A 15,948-nucleotide genomic window follows, 5' to 3' on the forward strand; every position below is an offset into this window, starting at 1 on the left:
CATTATCTTTTAGTTGGGCTTTTTCTTCTCTTATTTTTTTATTTATTCTCTTTTTATCTCTTTTCCAACTATTTGTTCTTTCATCATAATAGTACTTCTCATGTACTATTATCTCTCTTTGTTTGCTTTTATAAAACTTATTAAGTAACTCTTGATTTATATTAAGTTCAGAAAGAAAAAGAATATCTTCATCCCTTTGATATAAAAAATTAGCAACATTTTTCGCTATTTCAAAGGTCAATCTCTCTATTGAAGCTTGAGATTTTTTATCCAACATTTCAATACTATCACTAATAGCTTTATTTGCAGTTGTTGAAATAATCTCTTTATTCTCTAAAAAAAGTTGTTTTGTGCTAGACGAGAAGTATTCATCTAATTTTACCACTCCTTGAAATGCAATATATGCAATTAATAAAAGAGGTATAACTTTTATTAAAATAAAAATTAAAATTAATTTGAGTCTAATACTTAAATCTTTCATACTAACTTCTATTGGTTATATTTAATATATTTTTTAGTTCATTCATTAAAGATTGACTTGATACTCCTTCATTTAGTTTATCAATCATCTTTGAAATAATTTCACTAATTTGTTCTAATTTTTCTTCATTTTTATCTACAAAAACAAAAACACTTTTATTCATACTTTCAAAATATTTATAACTTACAAAAAACTCTCTTTTAAAAAGTCTTTCACATTTTGTACTATTTTTTAATCTAACTAAATGTCTTTTTTCAGGATGTTTTATAAGATGCTCTATCCAATTTTCATCTGTATTTAAATCATCTATTTGCAATAAATCTTCACACTTTTTAATTTGTTCTTTAAAACTAAACATATCTTCAAAACCTAAAAGTTCTAAAAAACTCTTGTTTGCATACTCAATACTATTTGAATTCATTACAAACATAAATGTCGAATTACTATCTAAAATAAACTGTATATAATCTTCATAACTATTATTTTGCTTCTCTAAACTCTCTAAATATAGACTTTTTTTGATAATTGCAAGTATCTCTTGCATATTAATAGGTTTTAATAAATACTTATCAATTCCTAATTCAATAGCTTTAGTAAGATTTGTACTTTCACTATGTGCAGTTGTGATTACAACAGGAACACTAGGATTAATCTCAAGCATCTTTTCTACCATATTAAGACCGTTTAATTTAGGCATTTGAATATCAGTAATAACAATATCAACTTTATGATTTTTAAATAGTTCTAAACCTTCTACTCCATTTTTTGCAATTAAAAGCTTTTTTACATACCTTTTAAGAAAATATGAAATCTCTTCTAAAGTCATCTCATCATCTTCAACATACAAAAGAGTAATATCTTTAAAAGTCTGTTTAGTAAAGTTACTCATATTAATAATCCTTAAATTCATCTCTTATTTTTAGAAAGTCATCTAAATTATCCATAAATAAATCAACCAAATATGGGTCAAAATGTTTACCTTTTTGTTCTGTAAAAAGTTTTAAAATATCCTCTAAAGGCCATGCTTTTTTATATGTTCTATCACTTCCAAGTGCATCAAAAACATCTGCAATTGCTGTTATTCTTCCATATATATGAATATCTTCACCTTTTAATTTATTAGGATAACCACTTCCATCCCATTTTTCATGATGTGTATATGAAATTATTGAGGCTGCTTTTAAAATAGGTCTTTTTGATTTCTTTAAGATTTCATAACCAATTTGTGCATGGGTTTTCATAATCTCCCACTCTTTGTCATCTAACTTTCCAGGTTTATTTAAAATTGAGTCAGGAATTCCTATTTTTCCAATATCATGCATAGGAGAAGCTGTAAAAACAATATCAATATCTTTTGAACTTAAATTTGCTTTTTGAGCTAAAAGTTTTGAATACTCAGCAACTCTTCTTACATGTTGTCCTGTCTCTTGACTTCTACTCTCTCCTACATCACCTAATGTATATATTACTTCTCTTTGTGTTTGTTCTAACTCATTGTGCAAATTTATAATCTCAGTAATATCATGTCTAATACCTAAATATTCAAAAATATTTCCATCTAAATCTTTTAGAGGAAATGTATTTACATTAAAATGAATTAAAGAACCATCTTTTCTTTGATTTGTAATTTGACCTTTCCATCCATTTGATGAAAATATATCTTCAACAAGCAGTTCATACTTTTCTTTACTTAACTGGGGCTGTTTCAATATAGAGTAATCACTTCCTAATAACTCCTCTTTTGAATATCCTAAAGCATTTACAAAAGCATCATTTACATATGTAATTTTTCTATTTAAATCAAGTCTTATTATAATATTGCTTTTTTCAATAGCTTTTTCGTACTGTTCAATAATATTCATTGATATATTTAAATCATTAGCTTTTTTTTCTGTTTGCTTTTTAAAATACTCTTTTGTTTGGCGTAAATATGTAATATCATTTGATAAAGATATAAACTCAATTATCTCTCCTTCAAGATTTAAAATAGGTTTAATAATCATATCAAGATAGTATGTTGTACCATCTTTTGCCCTATTTTTAACCTCCCCTTGCCATGAGATTTTTTCATCTTTTATCAAATGCCACATACTTATAAAATACTCTTTATTAACATCAGGATGACGTATTATATTATGAGATTTCCCAAGTAGTTCCTCTTTTTGATAACCTGAGATTTGTATAAAAGGTTCATTTACATAAGTAATATTTCCATTTATATCTGTTTTTGAGATTATAGAACGCTCATCAACTATATCTTTATATTGCATCAAGGAGTTATAAATCTCTTTATTCTCTTTTTCTAAAACTATTGTTTTTGCTATTGAGACTAAATTTTCTATCATATGCTTTAAATTTAAAGGTTTTGTAATATAGTTTGTAACACCTAAGTTAATTGCTTCAAAAAGATATTTTGTATCATTAAAAGCAGTTGTAATTATAATAGGTACATTGAAGTTTTCTTCTTTAAGCTTTTTTGCCATTTCTAAGCCAGTAAGTATTGGCATTTGAATATCTGTGATTATTATATCAACCTGTTCTTTATAAAAAATATCTAAACCTTCTTGACCATTTTTCGCACAGTAAAAATTTGCTACTTTATTTTCTAAAAAATATCTTACTTCATCTTGTGTATATTTATCATCTTCTACATATAAAATAGAGATTTTTGATAAATATCCTAAAATATCCTTTAAATCTATCATTATTTATCCTTTGGTCAATAAGATAATTTATTTATACTATTTCATTATATCATTAATTTCTTGCATATGTAACTATTATGTTAAAATTAACAACTTATGATAAAGCAGTAATAGTATATTAAATTACTATTATAAATATAATAGTAAAACTTAGTGTCAAAAATATATTTTAAGAATTATTTATAATTTAAATAAGACAAGTATTAGAAAATTATCTTTCTAATACTTTTAGTAGCAAACTGTTTGTCCAGCTTCAACTTTTTGACCAATTTTTAAAGCAACTTTACACTCTTTTTTTAGTCTTAATATTAATTCACCTTGTGTGAAAACTTCTAAAGCTTCTCCTTTAGAATATTCTTTTTCTATAGGTTTATTAAGTTGTGCAGTAGCAAATGAAGCTAAAAGCTTCATAGTAGTATTTTCTGTTTTTAAACTCATTTGTTCATTTAGGCTTTTTGCACTTTTTTCATCTAAAGATAAAAAAACTCCTCTTTTTATAGATTCAACTTTTAAAGTGGAATCTTCTGGTGAAACTAAGATTGAACTATCAAATAGTGACACATTTAAATAAACAAAATTATACTGTTCATTAAAATCAATTGCTTCAACTGTCCCGCTTACAGGAGAAACAATTTTTGCTTCACTATCAACTTTTACTTCTTTTACTCTATAAACATAAAGAGCTAAAATAAAAGTAAAAAATAGTAACACTGATAGAAACTCCAAGTCTACTATTTGTAAAAAAATAGCAAAAACAAAAAGGTATAAAGCTACCTTTTGTCCTTGCTTTAAAATATATTTATCTAGCATTATTTAGCCTATTTATTATCTTCTTTATTTTCATCAATTTTATTTGACTCTTCAGTTGTAGAGTTATCTAAAGTTGTATTATCTTCTACATCTTTAGACTCTTGTGACTCATCTTTTTTATTTTGTGAAGTTGTTTTATCCTCTTCATTTATTGCTTCTGAGTGTAAATCCTCTTCTTCAAAAACTTCTCCACCATTTTCTATAATAATCTCTCTTACTCTTTGCCCTGAAATCACTTCAATCTCTAATAATTCAGCTGTCATTTGTTCAATTGCTTCACTATTATCTCTTAATGATTGTAAAACAGCTTGATACCTATCATTTAAAACTTTTTTTACATAATCATCTAAATTCTTAGCCATTTCATCAGAAAAATCTTTTTGTGTTTGTCCACCTAAAAATTGGTTTTGTCTTTTTTCTAAAACCATAAGTCCTGCAACATCACTCATACCATATACTGATGCCATTGATTTTATAATATCAGTTGCTCTTTCTAAATCATTTCCTGCACCTGTACTAATTTCACCAATAAACACCTCTTCAGCTGCACGTCCTCCAAGTAGTGTATCTACTTCTGCAATTAACTCATGTTTTTGCATTAAATACTTATTCTCTTCTGGTGTATTTAAAGTATATCCAAGTGCTGCAAGTCCTCTTGGTACAATAGATACTTTATTTACCTTTTTAGCACCTTTTGTTATTTCTGCAATTAAAGCATGTCCAGATTCATGATATGCAACTATTTTTCTCTCTTTAGGAGAGATTCTTCTTGATTTTTTCTCAAGTCCAGCGATTTGTCTTTCCACTGCTTCTTTAAAATCACTTGGTTCAACTTCTTCTTTTGAAGCACGACCTGCTAATAAAGCAGCTTCATTAATTATATTTGCTAAATCTGCACCTGCAAGTCCTGCTGTCATTCTTGCAACTTCCTCTAAATCAACATTTTTAGCTAATTTTACATCTTTGATATGAACTTTTAGAATTTCAACTCTTCCTTCATAATCAGGCTTATCAACTAATACTTGTCTATCAAATCTTCCTGGTCTAAGTAAAGCTGGGTCAAGAACTTCAGGTCTATTTGTAGCAGCTAATACAATAACAGGAGCAGCTTCAGTTGAGAAACCATCCATTTCTGCTAATAATTGATTTAAAGTCTGTTCTCTCTCATCATTTCCACCCATTGGACCACCGCTTGCTCTACTTTTACCAATAGCATCAATCTCATCAATAAAAATAATTGCTGGAGCACTTTTTTTAGCTTGTTCAAATAAATCTCTTACTCTACTTGCACCAACACCAACAAACATCTCAATAAATGCTGAACCCGATACAGATAAGAATTGAACATCAGCTTCCCCTGCTACTGCTTTTGCTAAAAGAGTTTTACCTGTACCTGGAGGTCCAACTAATAAAACACCTTTAGGGATTTGAGCTCCTAATTTTACATATCTATCTGGGTCTGATAAGAAGTCAACTACTTCTTGAACTTCTTCTTTTGCTTCTTTATTACCTGCCATATCTTCAAATTTAACTTTAGGCTTTTCAGAATTTATCATCTTTTTTGAACTTCCAATTCCAAGAAGGCCACCGCCTCCTCCGCCACCCATTGATTTAGACATTCTTCTAGCTAAGAACATCCAAATTGCGAAAAATATAAAAATTGGTAAAACCCATCCAAATAGAATATCAGCTAATAAATTCTCCTCATTTATTCCACCATATTCAATACTATTTTTCTCTAAAGTAGTTATTAAAGTTTCATCAGGAACAACTCTTCTTGCTGTATAAGTAGTTACTTCACCCGCACTTGGTTTTGAAACTGCTTTAATTTGAGTATTTCCAATTCCTACATACTCTATTTGTCCTCCAGAAATCATCTTTTTTAATTCTGAATAAGCTACTGTTTTATGCTTTGTTTTTCCATATGCTGCAATATTTGAGTTTCCAGTACCTTGCTGTCCTTCAGGGAATAAGGCTTTAAAAGCTAATATTGTAACCACAGAGAATAAAACAAAAACTAATAATGGATTATTATTAAAAAAATTATTTCCATTTCCATTATTGTTATTGTTGTCTTGTTTATTTGACATAAAATAAAACTCCTTTTTTATTTAGAAAATACTATTGTTACCCACTCATTTTTATGAATAACTTCTAATTCTTTTAAATCTTTGAATTTTGTTAAAACTCTATCTAGATGTTTATCTAAAATTCCTGATACTATTAAAATACCATCATCTTTTAAACACTTTTTTAAATCTTTGTGAATCATAACTAACACATCTGCAACTATATTTGCTATAACTACATCATATTTTTTTGTTGCATTATTAGCTGAACCAATCCAACTATTATAAAAGTTTACACTATTTAATTTAAAATTCTCTTTTGTATCAGCTATGCAAACTTCATCTGTGTCACAAATATCTACATTACATCCTAATTTAGAAGCTGCAATTGATAATATACCACTTCCACAACCCACATCAAGTACATCACTTCCTTTTTTAACAAACTGATCAATTGCTAAAATACAAGAAGATGTTGTTTCATGATGACCAGAACCAAAAGATAGTGCTGGGTCAATAATTATATCAATTTTGTCATCTTTTTTATCTTCCCAAGAAGGTCTAATAAAAAAGTTTCCAACTTCCACAGCTTTTACACTTTGTTGATAATTTTTTATCCAATCTTGATTGTCTTTTTTCTCACAACTTGTTTCACAAAAAATATTTAATCTTTTTGCAAACTCTTTTATCCCAAACTCTACTTCACTTAAGTCCTCTTCACTTCTTGCTATTAAAGTATCATTAGACTCTTCAATAGCATTATTAGTTAAAGCACTTAATAGTTCAAGAAATTGTTCATAATTTTTTTCAGGCTTAATTTTTAATTCAAAATAGTATTCAGACAAATATTTCCTTTTTGTAAAAGTGAAATATTTTATCTAAATATCTGTTTAAAATTCATTAAAAAAAGTTTTCAATCATGTCACGCATAATTTTTACATCTGCGACACGATTTATAATATCTCTAAATTCATTGGCACCAGTGTAACCTTTAGAGTATGAGTGTAGTAATTTTCTAAACATTTTTGCACCATGTTCACCATGAAAATCAATCACAGCATCATAATGTTCTAAAATTATCTCTTTTTTCTTTTCATTTGATATATCTTCAATTCCATGTTTTAATTGGTAAAAAACCCATGGTTTTCCAATAGCTCCACGACCAATCATAACACCATTTGCATTAGTATATTTTAATACTTCTTTTGCTTTTTCATAATCTTTTATATCACCATTTGCTATAACAGGAATATTTATAGCTTCTTTCATGGCTTTAATTGCATCATAATCAACAGGAGCTTTATATTTTCCAGCTCTTGTTCTTCCATGTACTGATACAAAGTCAACTCCACAAGCTTCAACAACTTTTCCTATTTCAACAGGAATTTTATCATTAACTCCAAGCCTTACTTTAGCAGTTGTATATCTTTTTTTATTATACTTTTTAACAGTACTTAGAATCTCTTCAAGCTTTTTTAAATCTCCTAAAAGATTTGAACCAGAGCCATGATTAAATACTTTAGGAGCTGGGCAACCGCAATTTAAATCAATACCATCTATTCCATCAATATCATTTAATATTTCAACTGCATCTCTAATTAACTCAGGTTTATTACCAGCAATTTGAACAAAATATGGATCTTCACTAGGTGATTTTTCTACCATTTTTAATGTTTTTTCTGATTTGTAAACTAAAGCATTAGAAGATATCATCTCTGATATTGTCAAATCAGCACCGAATTTTTTTACTACCTGTCTAAAAGGTAAATCTGTATATCCTGCAAGCGGTGCCAACACCACTAGGGGTTGGCTAAAATCTATTTTCTCTTTCATTAGCTTCTATAGCAAAGGTTTTCTAAAGAGTATTGCTTTCCAGAGTCTTTTAAATCTATCATTGCTCTAAAAGCAAGAAAATCTTCATCTGGATAAGTATTTAAAAGTTCTCTTATTTTATCAATCATTTCAAACTCAAATAAAACATAAAAATAAGCTTCTGTACTGCACTCAATCTCTTTAGATAAATCTTCAAATAGTGAGATTAAATCATCTGGTTGAAAAGAGTCTTTAAATAGTTTTGCTAAATCTAAAAAATCATTTTTGTCATATTCAAGATTTTTAGTAATTTTAATTACTTCTTCATTGATTATTGCAAAATCAGGATTTTTAGCACTCTTCTCAAATAATTTTTTACCCATTTCTTTATCTAAAGTAACATTTTCATAAAGCTTCTTAACAGTTGTCATACTCTTTTCTTCAACAACATTTAAAAATGCTTGTTTTATAACATCAGAGCTATAATTCATTGGTTTTTTTAAAACTTCAACACAAAAATCAATTTCAGCATTTATTTTATTTAATAAATTTTGATGCGCTAGTTTAGAAGTTGGATCAAGTTTAATAGTCTTATCTTGAACATATACTCCATTATTAATATCTTTAATTAGTGAAACTATTTTATTAATTTCATCATTTGAAGTTGTAAATGTAGTATCTTTTTTTACTTCAAAATTAACTTGCGAAAGAATATTTGTCAAGTCTTTAAACGCTTTTGTTTTAAAAGTTGTCTTATCACCTTTTTGCAACAAGTATGCTTTAATACTTTGCATAACATTCTCTTCATCTTTAGTAATTGATCTATACTTTAAATAGCTTTTCAAGCTATAATAAACCATATGAGAAACACTTCCTATGAAAAGAACAATTAAAGGTAATATAACCCAAACTGCAACTGGTAATGTAAGTGAAATATCAAGAACAGTGATTTTGTATTCACCAGGTTCTACACTAAATACATAACCAAAAATTAAAATTATTAATAAAATCGAAAATACTATATATTTCTTTAGTCCCACAACTACTTCCTTTATTACTGTTGTTCTACCTCATATATTTCTCTACAAGGTGTACAAAACTTCGCAAATGGCTTTGCTCTTAATCTTCCAAGTGCAATTGACTCATCACACATTTCGCAAACACCATATTTACCTTCTTTTATTCTTTTTAAGGCGTCTTCTATCTCTTTTAACTCTTTAATTTGTTGATTTGCAATAATACCCTCTTTAAAACTGTCACTTGAAATCTCTGCATAATCATAATCATCATTACATACACTATCTTTTAAAGAATTGATACTCTCTTTGCTATCTTCAATACTTTTAATTATTTGCTCTCTTCTAATAACTAAAGTATTCCTTAATTCTTCGATTTGTTTTGTACTAGCCACACTCATCCCTTATTAAAAATTTAGATATTATACAAAATTTTTAATAAATTATTTATGATAAGGATGGTTATTTTTAATACACAGTCCTCTAAAAACTTGTTCTAATAAAACAAGATGAGCAACTTTATGAGCCATAGTCAAATCACTTAAACTAATTACCCTATGACATCTATTTAAAAACTCTCTTTCAAAACCATATGCTCCACCAATAAAGAAATTTACTTCTGAACTATTCTCAAATAGTTTTGAAAATTTAAAACTATCAAGTTTTTTACCTAATACATCTAAAGCTATATTTAAAGATGTATTTTTTAAAAGTGGTTCATATACTTCACTATATGATTTTTTTGCCTCATCTTCACTTAAAGTTTGAGCTTTTGAAATTTTTTTATTAAAAATATAATATATCTGCACTTTTGCATATTTAGAACTCATTTTTACAAACTCATTAACTAACTTTTCAAATTCATCATTTGATTGTTTCATTATAGAGTATATGTTAATCTTCATAAAGCCCACTTCCTACTACATTAAAATGTATATTTTCAATATTATCATCACATTTTACTGAACCAATTGCACAAACTGGATGAATTGACATCTTTGCTAAATAAGAGATTTTATCTCCTAAAACTGTACTTACATCTTTTGTATTAGTAGCTTTATATGCACCAAGACCTATCATATCTAACTCAAGTTCATTAGCTTGTAATATTTCTACTTCATTATGAGTAGAAAGTCCTAAAAGTTTATCTTTTATTTTACTTCTAATTAATTTAATTGCAATTTTTTTATTTTTATGAACTTTATGAAAATCTTCTTGTCCTAAGTGAAGGCCATCAGCATACTCTATTAAGTTTAGTTTATCATTTATAATAATCGGCATTTCAAGCTTTGATTTTAAATATTTTATATTTTGTATTTGAATATTATCAGAGTTTATTTTATCTCTATATTGAATAAGTTTTACACTCTTATTTTTACAAATTTTTACAAACTGCTCTAAGCTAATATCTTTTTTATTTAACGTTTCATAATCACATAAAGCATAAATATTATTAAAAGAGGCTTTTAAACTTATGTTTAAAAGCTCTTCAAGTTTAGTAGGATTCATTAACTAGCTTGTGTTGATTCGCTATCTTTATAAAACATTGTTAAAAGATCACTTAAAGTTTTTTTCATTTTAGATCTATTTACAACCATATCAATAGAACCTTTTTCAAGTAAAAACTCTGCTCTTTGGAAACCTTCTGGTAAGTCTGCACCAATTGTTTGCTTAATAACTCTTTGTCCAGCAAAACCAATTAATGCACCAGGTTCAGCAATTATAATATCTCCTAAAAAGGCAAAAGAAGCAGATACCCCACCCATAGTAGGGTCTGTTAAAATTGAGATATAAGGTAAACCTAAAGCATCAAGTTTTTTAAGTGCTGCAGAAGTTTTTGCCATTTGCATAAGTGAAAAAGTTGATTCTTGCATTCTTGCACCACCTGAAGCAGAAACAATAATTAAACCTTGATGTTTTTCCATTGCTCTATTAACAGCTCTTACAATTTTTTCACCTTCAACAGAACCTAAACTTCCACCCATAAAAGCAAAATCAAATACTACTATTTGAACTGGTTTAGAGTTGATTGTACACTCTCCACTTACAACAGCAGAAGTTCTACCTGTTTTCTTTTGAGCTTCATCTACTCTTTTTTTGTATGACTTTTTATCAACAAAATTTAATGGATCGACTGGTTTTAACTCAGCATCATACTCTACAAAAGATCCCTCATCTGCTAAAATTTCTATTCTCTTTTTTGCACCAATTCTCATATGAAAATTACATTTAGGGCAAATATTATCTTGGTTTTCTACCTCTTTAAAAAACATTAAAGCACTACATTCAGGGCATTTAACCCAGTGTGAAGGAGCATCTTTTTTAGTTGGTTGCTCTTTTTTTCTATCAAATGATATTTTGCTAAACAAGTCTTTTAAATCCATTTTAAATCCTTTACTAAACTATTATATATAATTTATTTAATATTTTTAAATTTTTCAACTTCATCAAGTCTTTCCCATGGGTAATCACTTTGCCCCACTTGTCCTCTACTTGCTACATCAGCATAAAGGAATGTCTCTTCTGAAGGTTTATCTAATCCAAATTTTTCTGTAATCCATCTTGGAGTTAATGGATAGTTTTCCATTACAAATTTAGATAATTCATCATCATTTACACTTGTATATGTTCCCATTGTATCAACAGAAACTGATGTTGGTCTAGCTACTCCAATTGCATATGAGATTTGAACTACAGCTTTTTTTGCAAGACCTGCTGCAACAATCTGTTTTGCAATCCATCTTCCTGCATAAAGACCACTTCTATCAACTTTAGTATAATCTTTTGAACTTTGTGCTCCACCACCAATTGGTGCATATCCACCAAAAGAATCCACAATCAGTTTTCTTCCAGTTACTCCACTATCATGTAAGGATGAGTGAGAAACATATCTTCCTGTTGGATTAATATGAATTATAGTATTATCTTTATCATACATTGATGTTGGAAGACCAGTATCATCAATTAATCCTTGAATTAACTCTCTTACTTCTTCAATTGGCATACCATCAACAGATGGAGCACTAACTACAATAGTATGTATTTTTTGTGGTTTACAATTTTCAAAGTTTTCTTTAGTTCCATAATCAACTGTAACTTGTGTTTTAATATCCACACCAAGCTTGTGTTTATGGTTTAAAGCATAATTATATACTTTATCACAAAGCATTCTTGCATATGTGATTGCTGCTGGCATTAAATCTGCTGTTTCAGTTGAAGCAAATCCAAACATAATACCTTGGTCACCAGCACCAATTTCACCTGATTCTTGATCAACTCCTTGATTAATATCAGGACTTTGTTGATTTAATAATACTTTTACATTTACGTCATCAGGATGCAAGCACTGTTCTTTTGTAAAAGATGATTTTCCATCATATCCAATTTTTGCTAGGGCATCTTTAACTAACTTTTCATACCCTTCATCGCTTAAGTGATAATTTGATTTAACTTCACCACCAATTACTACATTTTTACCTGCAACAAACACTTCAGAAGCAACTCTACTATTGCTATCTTCAATTATTAACTTATCAACTATACTATCTGCAATAATATCAGCACACTTATCAGGGTGTCCTGGACTTACTACTTCAGAAGTGAATAAATATTGATTTTTGTTTTCCATTTTTGTTTTCCTCTTAGGTTTTCCATCTTTGTTTTCCATTATTTTTAATTACTATTACTGCTGCTTAAAAAATAACAAATATAGCAGCAAGTTGAATATTACTCTACGGTTACAGATTTAGCCAAATTTCTTGGCATATCTACATCATTACCTAATCTAATTGAAATTTCCATTGATAAAAGTTGTAATACAACTAACATCTCAAAAAACTCTAACATATAATGATTAGTTTTTTTAATCTTTATAAAATCATCACTTAATTCAAAGTCAAGTGGTGAAATTGAGCAAATTGTACTATCTCTAGCACTTAATTCTTCAACGTTTGACTTCACTTTTTCATAAAGAAGATTCTCAGGCATTAGTGCAATTGTAAATAACTCTGGATCAGCTAAAGCAATTGGACCATGTTTCATCTCACCAGAAGGATAACCTTCTGCATGTAAATAAGAAATCTCTTTAAGTTTTAAAGCTCCTTCTAAAGCTAAAGGATAAAATACATCCCTTCCTATAAAAAAGAACCCGTGACCGTGAAGGTACCTTTTTGATAATCTTCTTGTTTTTTCATGAATCTTATCATCAATTGTTAATGCTTTAGGAACTTCTCTTAAAGCTGTTAACTCTTTTTGCATCGTATCTTCACAAATAGAGTTTTTAATATTTGCAAAATATAAAGCTAACATCCAAAGTACAACTGTTTGAGTTGAAAATGCTTTTGTCGAAGCAACACCTTTTTCAATACCTGCTCGCGTTAAAATCGTATAATCAGCAAGTCTTGTCATAGATGAATTATCAACATTACAAATAACTAAAGTTTTAAGACCTGCATTTTTTGCCATCTTTAATACTTCTAAAGTATCTGCTGTTTCACCACTTTGTGAAATCACTATAAAAAGTGTATCTTTAGTCAATAAAGGTTGTTTATATCTAAATTCACTAGCAATTTCAACATTGCACTTAATCTTACTTAATCTTTCAAAAAGGTAAGATGATGTTATCCCTGCGTGATAACTCGTACCACAGGCACAAATTTTAATTTCATTGATTCCTTCTAAAATAGAGTCATCAATTTCATCAAATGAAGTTGTGTTATCATTTACTCTTCCAAGCATACAATCACTTACAACATCACTTTGTTCATAAATCTCTTTTTCCATAAAAAATCTAAAACCATCTTTTTGCGCATACTGTTTAGATTCAGGAAGCGTACTCCAAGTATAGTTATTACTAAAAAACTCTATTCCATCTGCACTTGCAATACCACCAACTTCATCTTCTAAATATACAACTTCTTTACATAGTCCTATTAAAGGAGCATCCGAAGATGAGAAAAGAATCTCCTTTTGCTCATTTCCCTTTGCTATAATAAGTGGACTTCCATGTTTAAAGAAAAAGATTTTTTCTGGAGCTGCTTTTGAAACTAAAAGAATAGAAAATGCACCTTTTAGTTTTGAAATTGTATCTTTAAAAGCTTGTTTTGAGTCATTAATTTTATTATTAATATTTTCAAATAAGTGAACTATAACTTCTGTATCAGTTTGAGATACAAACTTATGTCCTTGTTCTATTAATTCATCTTTTAACTCTTTATAGTTTTCAATTATTCCATTGTGAACCACATAAGAGTACTCTCCTAAATGAGGGTGTGCATTTAGCTCTGTTGGTTTACCATGTGTAGCCCATCTAGTATGCCCTATTCCTAAAGTAAACTCTTTTTGTAATACATCTTTTGTTTTTTGTTTTAAGTTTTCTAATTTTCCTAAAGCTTTGTATACATCAATGCCTTTAGCATTTAAAAGTGCAATTCCAGCAGAATCATACCCTCTGTACTCAAGCTCTTTAAGTCCATCAAGTAGCACTTTTGTAGTATTTTTTTCACCAATGTATCCAACTATTCCACACATATAATTTAAACCTTAATTTATAATTTGAAGCTAATATTTTACTAAAAAATTGCTAAATTTCTTCTTTTATATTATAAATGTTCCAAAAGCTTCTTATGAATTTTTTTATTTGTTGCAACAATATATTTATCTTTAAAAAGTCTATACTTTTTACCTTTTTCATTTGAAACTTTTCCTCCTGCTTCTGTAAGAATAATAATACCCGCACTTACATCCCAAGCTTTTAAATTCATTTCATAATAGCCTTCATAACTACCTCTTGCAACATAGCATAAATCAAGTGCAGCAGAACCTAATCTTCTAATATCTTGACAATTTGGCAAAACTTTTCTCATCTGTTTTATTACCATATTAAGGTCTTTTTCACAACTTCCATTACTATAAGGAAACCCTGTACTAATTAGTGCTTTTTGAAAAGTTTTTTGTTTAGAAACTTCTATTTTCTTACCATTTAAAAAAGCACCTTTATTAACTTTTGCATAATATAATTCATCTAAAATAGGATTATAAACAATTCCAATATAAGGTTTCTTATTTTTATAAACTCCAACTGAAATTGCAGTATGAGGAACTCTATTTACAAAATTTGTTGTTCCATCAATTGGATCTATAATAATTGAATTATCAAATTTTAAGCTATTATCATAAGACTCTTCAGCAATAACATTAAAATCTTTAAACTCTTCACTAAATCTTTTTTTCAAAAAGTTTTCAACTGCAACATCATACTTCGTCACAAGATCTTTTTTAGCTTTAAACCTTACATCTTTTTCATTATAATAGCCTTCAATTAATATTTTTGAAGCTTCTTTTATTATATTTATTAGTTTTCTTTTCATTTTTTTACCTAAAATTTTTGATTATTTTATCTAAGAATTATTATATATGACTAAATAATTTCAAACTTTATAAAAAAATAAAAAAGATTATGTTAAAACATTATTTATGAAAACTTTCCAAAAAATTGAAAATGAAACACTTTATTTTAGTTCATGTAAAGAGTGTGAGGCTCACTGCTGTAATGGAGAAATGGGTACACTATATGCTCAAATCATACTTGAAGACTTTGAAAAAGTATATAAAAAATTTCCAATACTTTTTATCTATGGAGAACTTGGCTATTTAAAACCTGTCATTTTACTTACTAATGGTAAAGAGTTTTGCAGATATGTAGAAAATAACCTTTGTTCAATTTATGAGAAAAGACCTTCTATTTGTAAAAATTATCCTTTAAGTGCACACTTAGATAACTCCATTTATATAGATAAAAATTGTCCTGCAGTAGGAGATAAAGGTACTACAATAGTTGAAAAAGGAAAAATCAATAAACAATTTAATAATTATAGTTTTTCAAATTATCAAGCACGATATATCAATACACATTTCTGCTTTGAAGAGATAAATAATAAAAACTATTTACAAAAAGCAATAACATTAAACAATATTAACTTCTATAAATTTATAAAAGATTTTGATGATAAATATGTTAACTATCATCTCAAGTCACTAAAGAATTTAGATGATTA

Annotated in this window: 15 protein-coding genes and 1 pseudogene; 1 reads left to right on the top strand and 15 read right to left on the bottom strand. The window is 28.0% G+C overall.

Annotated elements, in window-relative coordinates; all coding sequences use genetic code 11:
- The 15 genes and pseudogenes from CP960_RS12840 to CP960_RS12910 all read right to left on the bottom strand — a co-directional run.
- A pseudogene (locus CP960_RS12840) lies at positions 1–481 on the bottom strand (sensor histidine kinase); the annotation flags it as partial.
- A gap of 1 nt (position 482) precedes the next feature.
- Positions 483–1,370, bottom strand: coding sequence for a response regulator transcription factor (locus tag CP960_RS12845; protein WP_101185886.1), 888 nt, complete (start codon positions 1,368–1,370; stop codon positions 483–485).
- A gap of 1 nt (position 1,371) precedes the next feature.
- Positions 1,372–3,186: a PAS domain S-box protein gene (locus CP960_RS12850; protein ID WP_101185887.1), complete on the bottom strand. Its 1,815-nt coding sequence runs from the start codon at positions 3,184–3,186 to the stop codon at positions 1,372–1,374.
- A 228-nt stretch (positions 3,187–3,414) separates the two neighbouring features.
- On the bottom strand, positions 3,415–3,996 hold the full coding sequence (locus tag CP960_RS12855) for a hypothetical protein (protein ID WP_101185888.1): 582 nt from the start codon (positions 3,994–3,996) through the stop codon (positions 3,415–3,417).
- 8 nt (positions 3,997–4,004) lie between these two features.
- Complete coding sequence (gene ftsH / locus CP960_RS12860; RefSeq protein ID WP_101185889.1) at positions 4,005–6,086, bottom strand: ATP-dependent zinc metalloprotease FtsH; 2,082 nt, start codon at positions 6,084–6,086, stop codon at positions 4,005–4,007.
- 17 nt (positions 6,087–6,103) lie between these two features.
- A complete protein-coding gene (locus CP960_RS12865) occupies positions 6,104–6,910 on the bottom strand; it encodes a 50S ribosomal protein L11 methyltransferase (protein WP_101185890.1) in 807 nt (268 codons plus the stop codon).
- A gap of 55 nt (positions 6,911–6,965) precedes the next feature.
- Positions 6,966–7,898, bottom strand: coding sequence for a tRNA dihydrouridine synthase (locus CP960_RS12870; RefSeq protein WP_101185891.1), 933 nt, complete (start codon positions 7,896–7,898; stop codon positions 6,966–6,968).
- Positions 7,898–8,917 carry a hypothetical protein gene (locus tag CP960_RS12875; protein WP_101185892.1) on the bottom strand — a complete coding sequence of 340 codons (1,020 nt, stop codon included), beginning with the start codon at positions 8,915–8,917 and terminating at the stop codon, positions 7,898–7,900. Before CP960_RS12875 ends, CP960_RS12870 begins: the two co-directional genes overlap by 1 nt.
- Positions 8,918–8,931: 14 nt before the next feature.
- Positions 8,932–9,288: an RNA polymerase-binding protein DksA gene (gene dksA, locus CP960_RS12880; RefSeq protein WP_101185893.1), complete on the bottom strand. Its 357-nt coding sequence runs from the start codon at positions 9,286–9,288 to the stop codon at positions 8,932–8,934.
- A 48-nt stretch (positions 9,289–9,336) separates the two neighbouring features.
- Positions 9,337–9,798, bottom strand: a complete 462-nt coding sequence (locus tag CP960_RS12885) for a 23S rRNA (pseudouridine(1915)-N(3))-methyltransferase RlmH (RefSeq protein WP_101185894.1) — start codon at positions 9,796–9,798, stop codon at positions 9,337–9,339.
- Positions 9,788–10,402 carry a thiamine phosphate synthase gene (locus CP960_RS12890; protein ID WP_101185895.1) on the bottom strand — a complete coding sequence of 205 codons (615 nt, stop codon included), beginning with the start codon at positions 10,400–10,402 and terminating at the stop codon, positions 9,788–9,790. Before CP960_RS12890 ends, CP960_RS12885 begins: the two co-directional genes overlap by 11 nt.
- Entirely contained in the window at positions 10,402–11,277 is an 876-nt protein-coding gene (gene accD, locus CP960_RS12895; RefSeq protein ID WP_101185896.1) for an acetyl-CoA carboxylase, carboxyltransferase subunit beta, read from the bottom strand. Before accD ends, CP960_RS12890 begins: the two co-directional genes overlap by 1 nt.
- Positions 11,278–11,309: 32 nt before the next feature.
- Positions 11,310–12,521, bottom strand: coding sequence for a methionine adenosyltransferase (metK, locus tag CP960_RS12900; protein WP_101185897.1), 1,212 nt, complete (start codon positions 12,519–12,521; stop codon positions 11,310–11,312).
- 98 nt (positions 12,522–12,619) lie between these two features.
- Entirely contained in the window at positions 12,620–14,422 is a 1,803-nt protein-coding gene (glmS, locus tag CP960_RS12905; protein WP_101185898.1) for a glutamine--fructose-6-phosphate transaminase (isomerizing), read from the bottom strand.
- A gap of 71 nt (positions 14,423–14,493) precedes the next feature.
- The gene (locus CP960_RS12910) at positions 14,494–15,261 is read right to left on the bottom strand and encodes an inositol monophosphatase family protein (protein ID WP_101185899.1); all 768 of its coding nucleotides are present in this window, start codon (positions 15,259–15,261) and stop codon (positions 14,494–14,496) included.
- Positions 15,262–15,367: 106 nt separating this feature from the next.
- Between CP960_RS12910 and CP960_RS12915 the strand changes: the two genes are divergently transcribed.
- Positions 15,368–15,948: YkgJ family cysteine cluster protein (locus CP960_RS12915; RefSeq protein ID WP_101185900.1), on the top strand; the 581-nt coding region annotated here is incomplete at its 3' end.

This window comes from Malaciobacter halophilus, from assembly GCF_002837275.1.
GTDB classification, from domain to species: Bacteria; Campylobacterota; Campylobacteria; order Campylobacterales; family Arcobacteraceae; genus Malaciobacter; species Malaciobacter halophilus.

Excerpts from the sequence above, each read along its gene's own strand:
- CP960_RS12845 (WP_101185886.1), bottom strand. The coding sequence starts at position 1,370 with ATGAGTAACTTTACTAAACAGACTTTTAAAGATATTACTCTTTTGTAT.
- CP960_RS12850 (WP_101185887.1), bottom strand. The coding sequence starts at position 3,186 with ATGATAGATTTAAAGGATATTTTAGGATATTTATCAAAAATCTCTATT.
- CP960_RS12855 (WP_101185888.1), bottom strand. The coding sequence starts at position 3,996 with ATGCTAGATAAATATATTTTAAAGCAAGGACAAAAGGTAGCTTTATAC.
- ftsH (WP_101185889.1), bottom strand. The coding sequence starts at position 6,086 with ATGTCAAATAAACAAGACAACAATAACAATAATGGAAATGGAAATAAT.
- CP960_RS12870 (WP_101185891.1), bottom strand. The coding sequence starts at position 7,898 with ATGAAAGAGAAAATAGATTTTAGCCAACCCCTAGTGGTGTTGGCACCG.
- CP960_RS12885 (WP_101185894.1), bottom strand. The coding sequence starts at position 9,798 with ATGAAGATTAACATATACTCTATAATGAAACAATCAAATGATGAATTT.
- CP960_RS12890 (WP_101185895.1), bottom strand. The coding sequence starts at position 10,402 with ATGAATCCTACTAAACTTGAAGAGCTTTTAAACATAAGTTTAAAAGCC.
- accD (WP_101185896.1), bottom strand. The coding sequence starts at position 11,277 with ATGGATTTAAAAGACTTGTTTAGCAAAATATCATTTGATAGAAAAAAA.
- metK (WP_101185897.1), bottom strand. The coding sequence starts at position 12,521 with ATGGAAAACAAAAATCAATATTTATTCACTTCTGAAGTAGTAAGTCCA.
- glmS (WP_101185898.1), bottom strand. The coding sequence starts at position 14,422 with ATGTGTGGAATAGTTGGATACATTGGTGAAAAAAATACTACAAAAGTG.
- CP960_RS12910 (WP_101185899.1), bottom strand. The coding sequence starts at position 15,261 with ATGAAAAGAAAACTAATAAATATAATAAAAGAAGCTTCAAAAATATTA.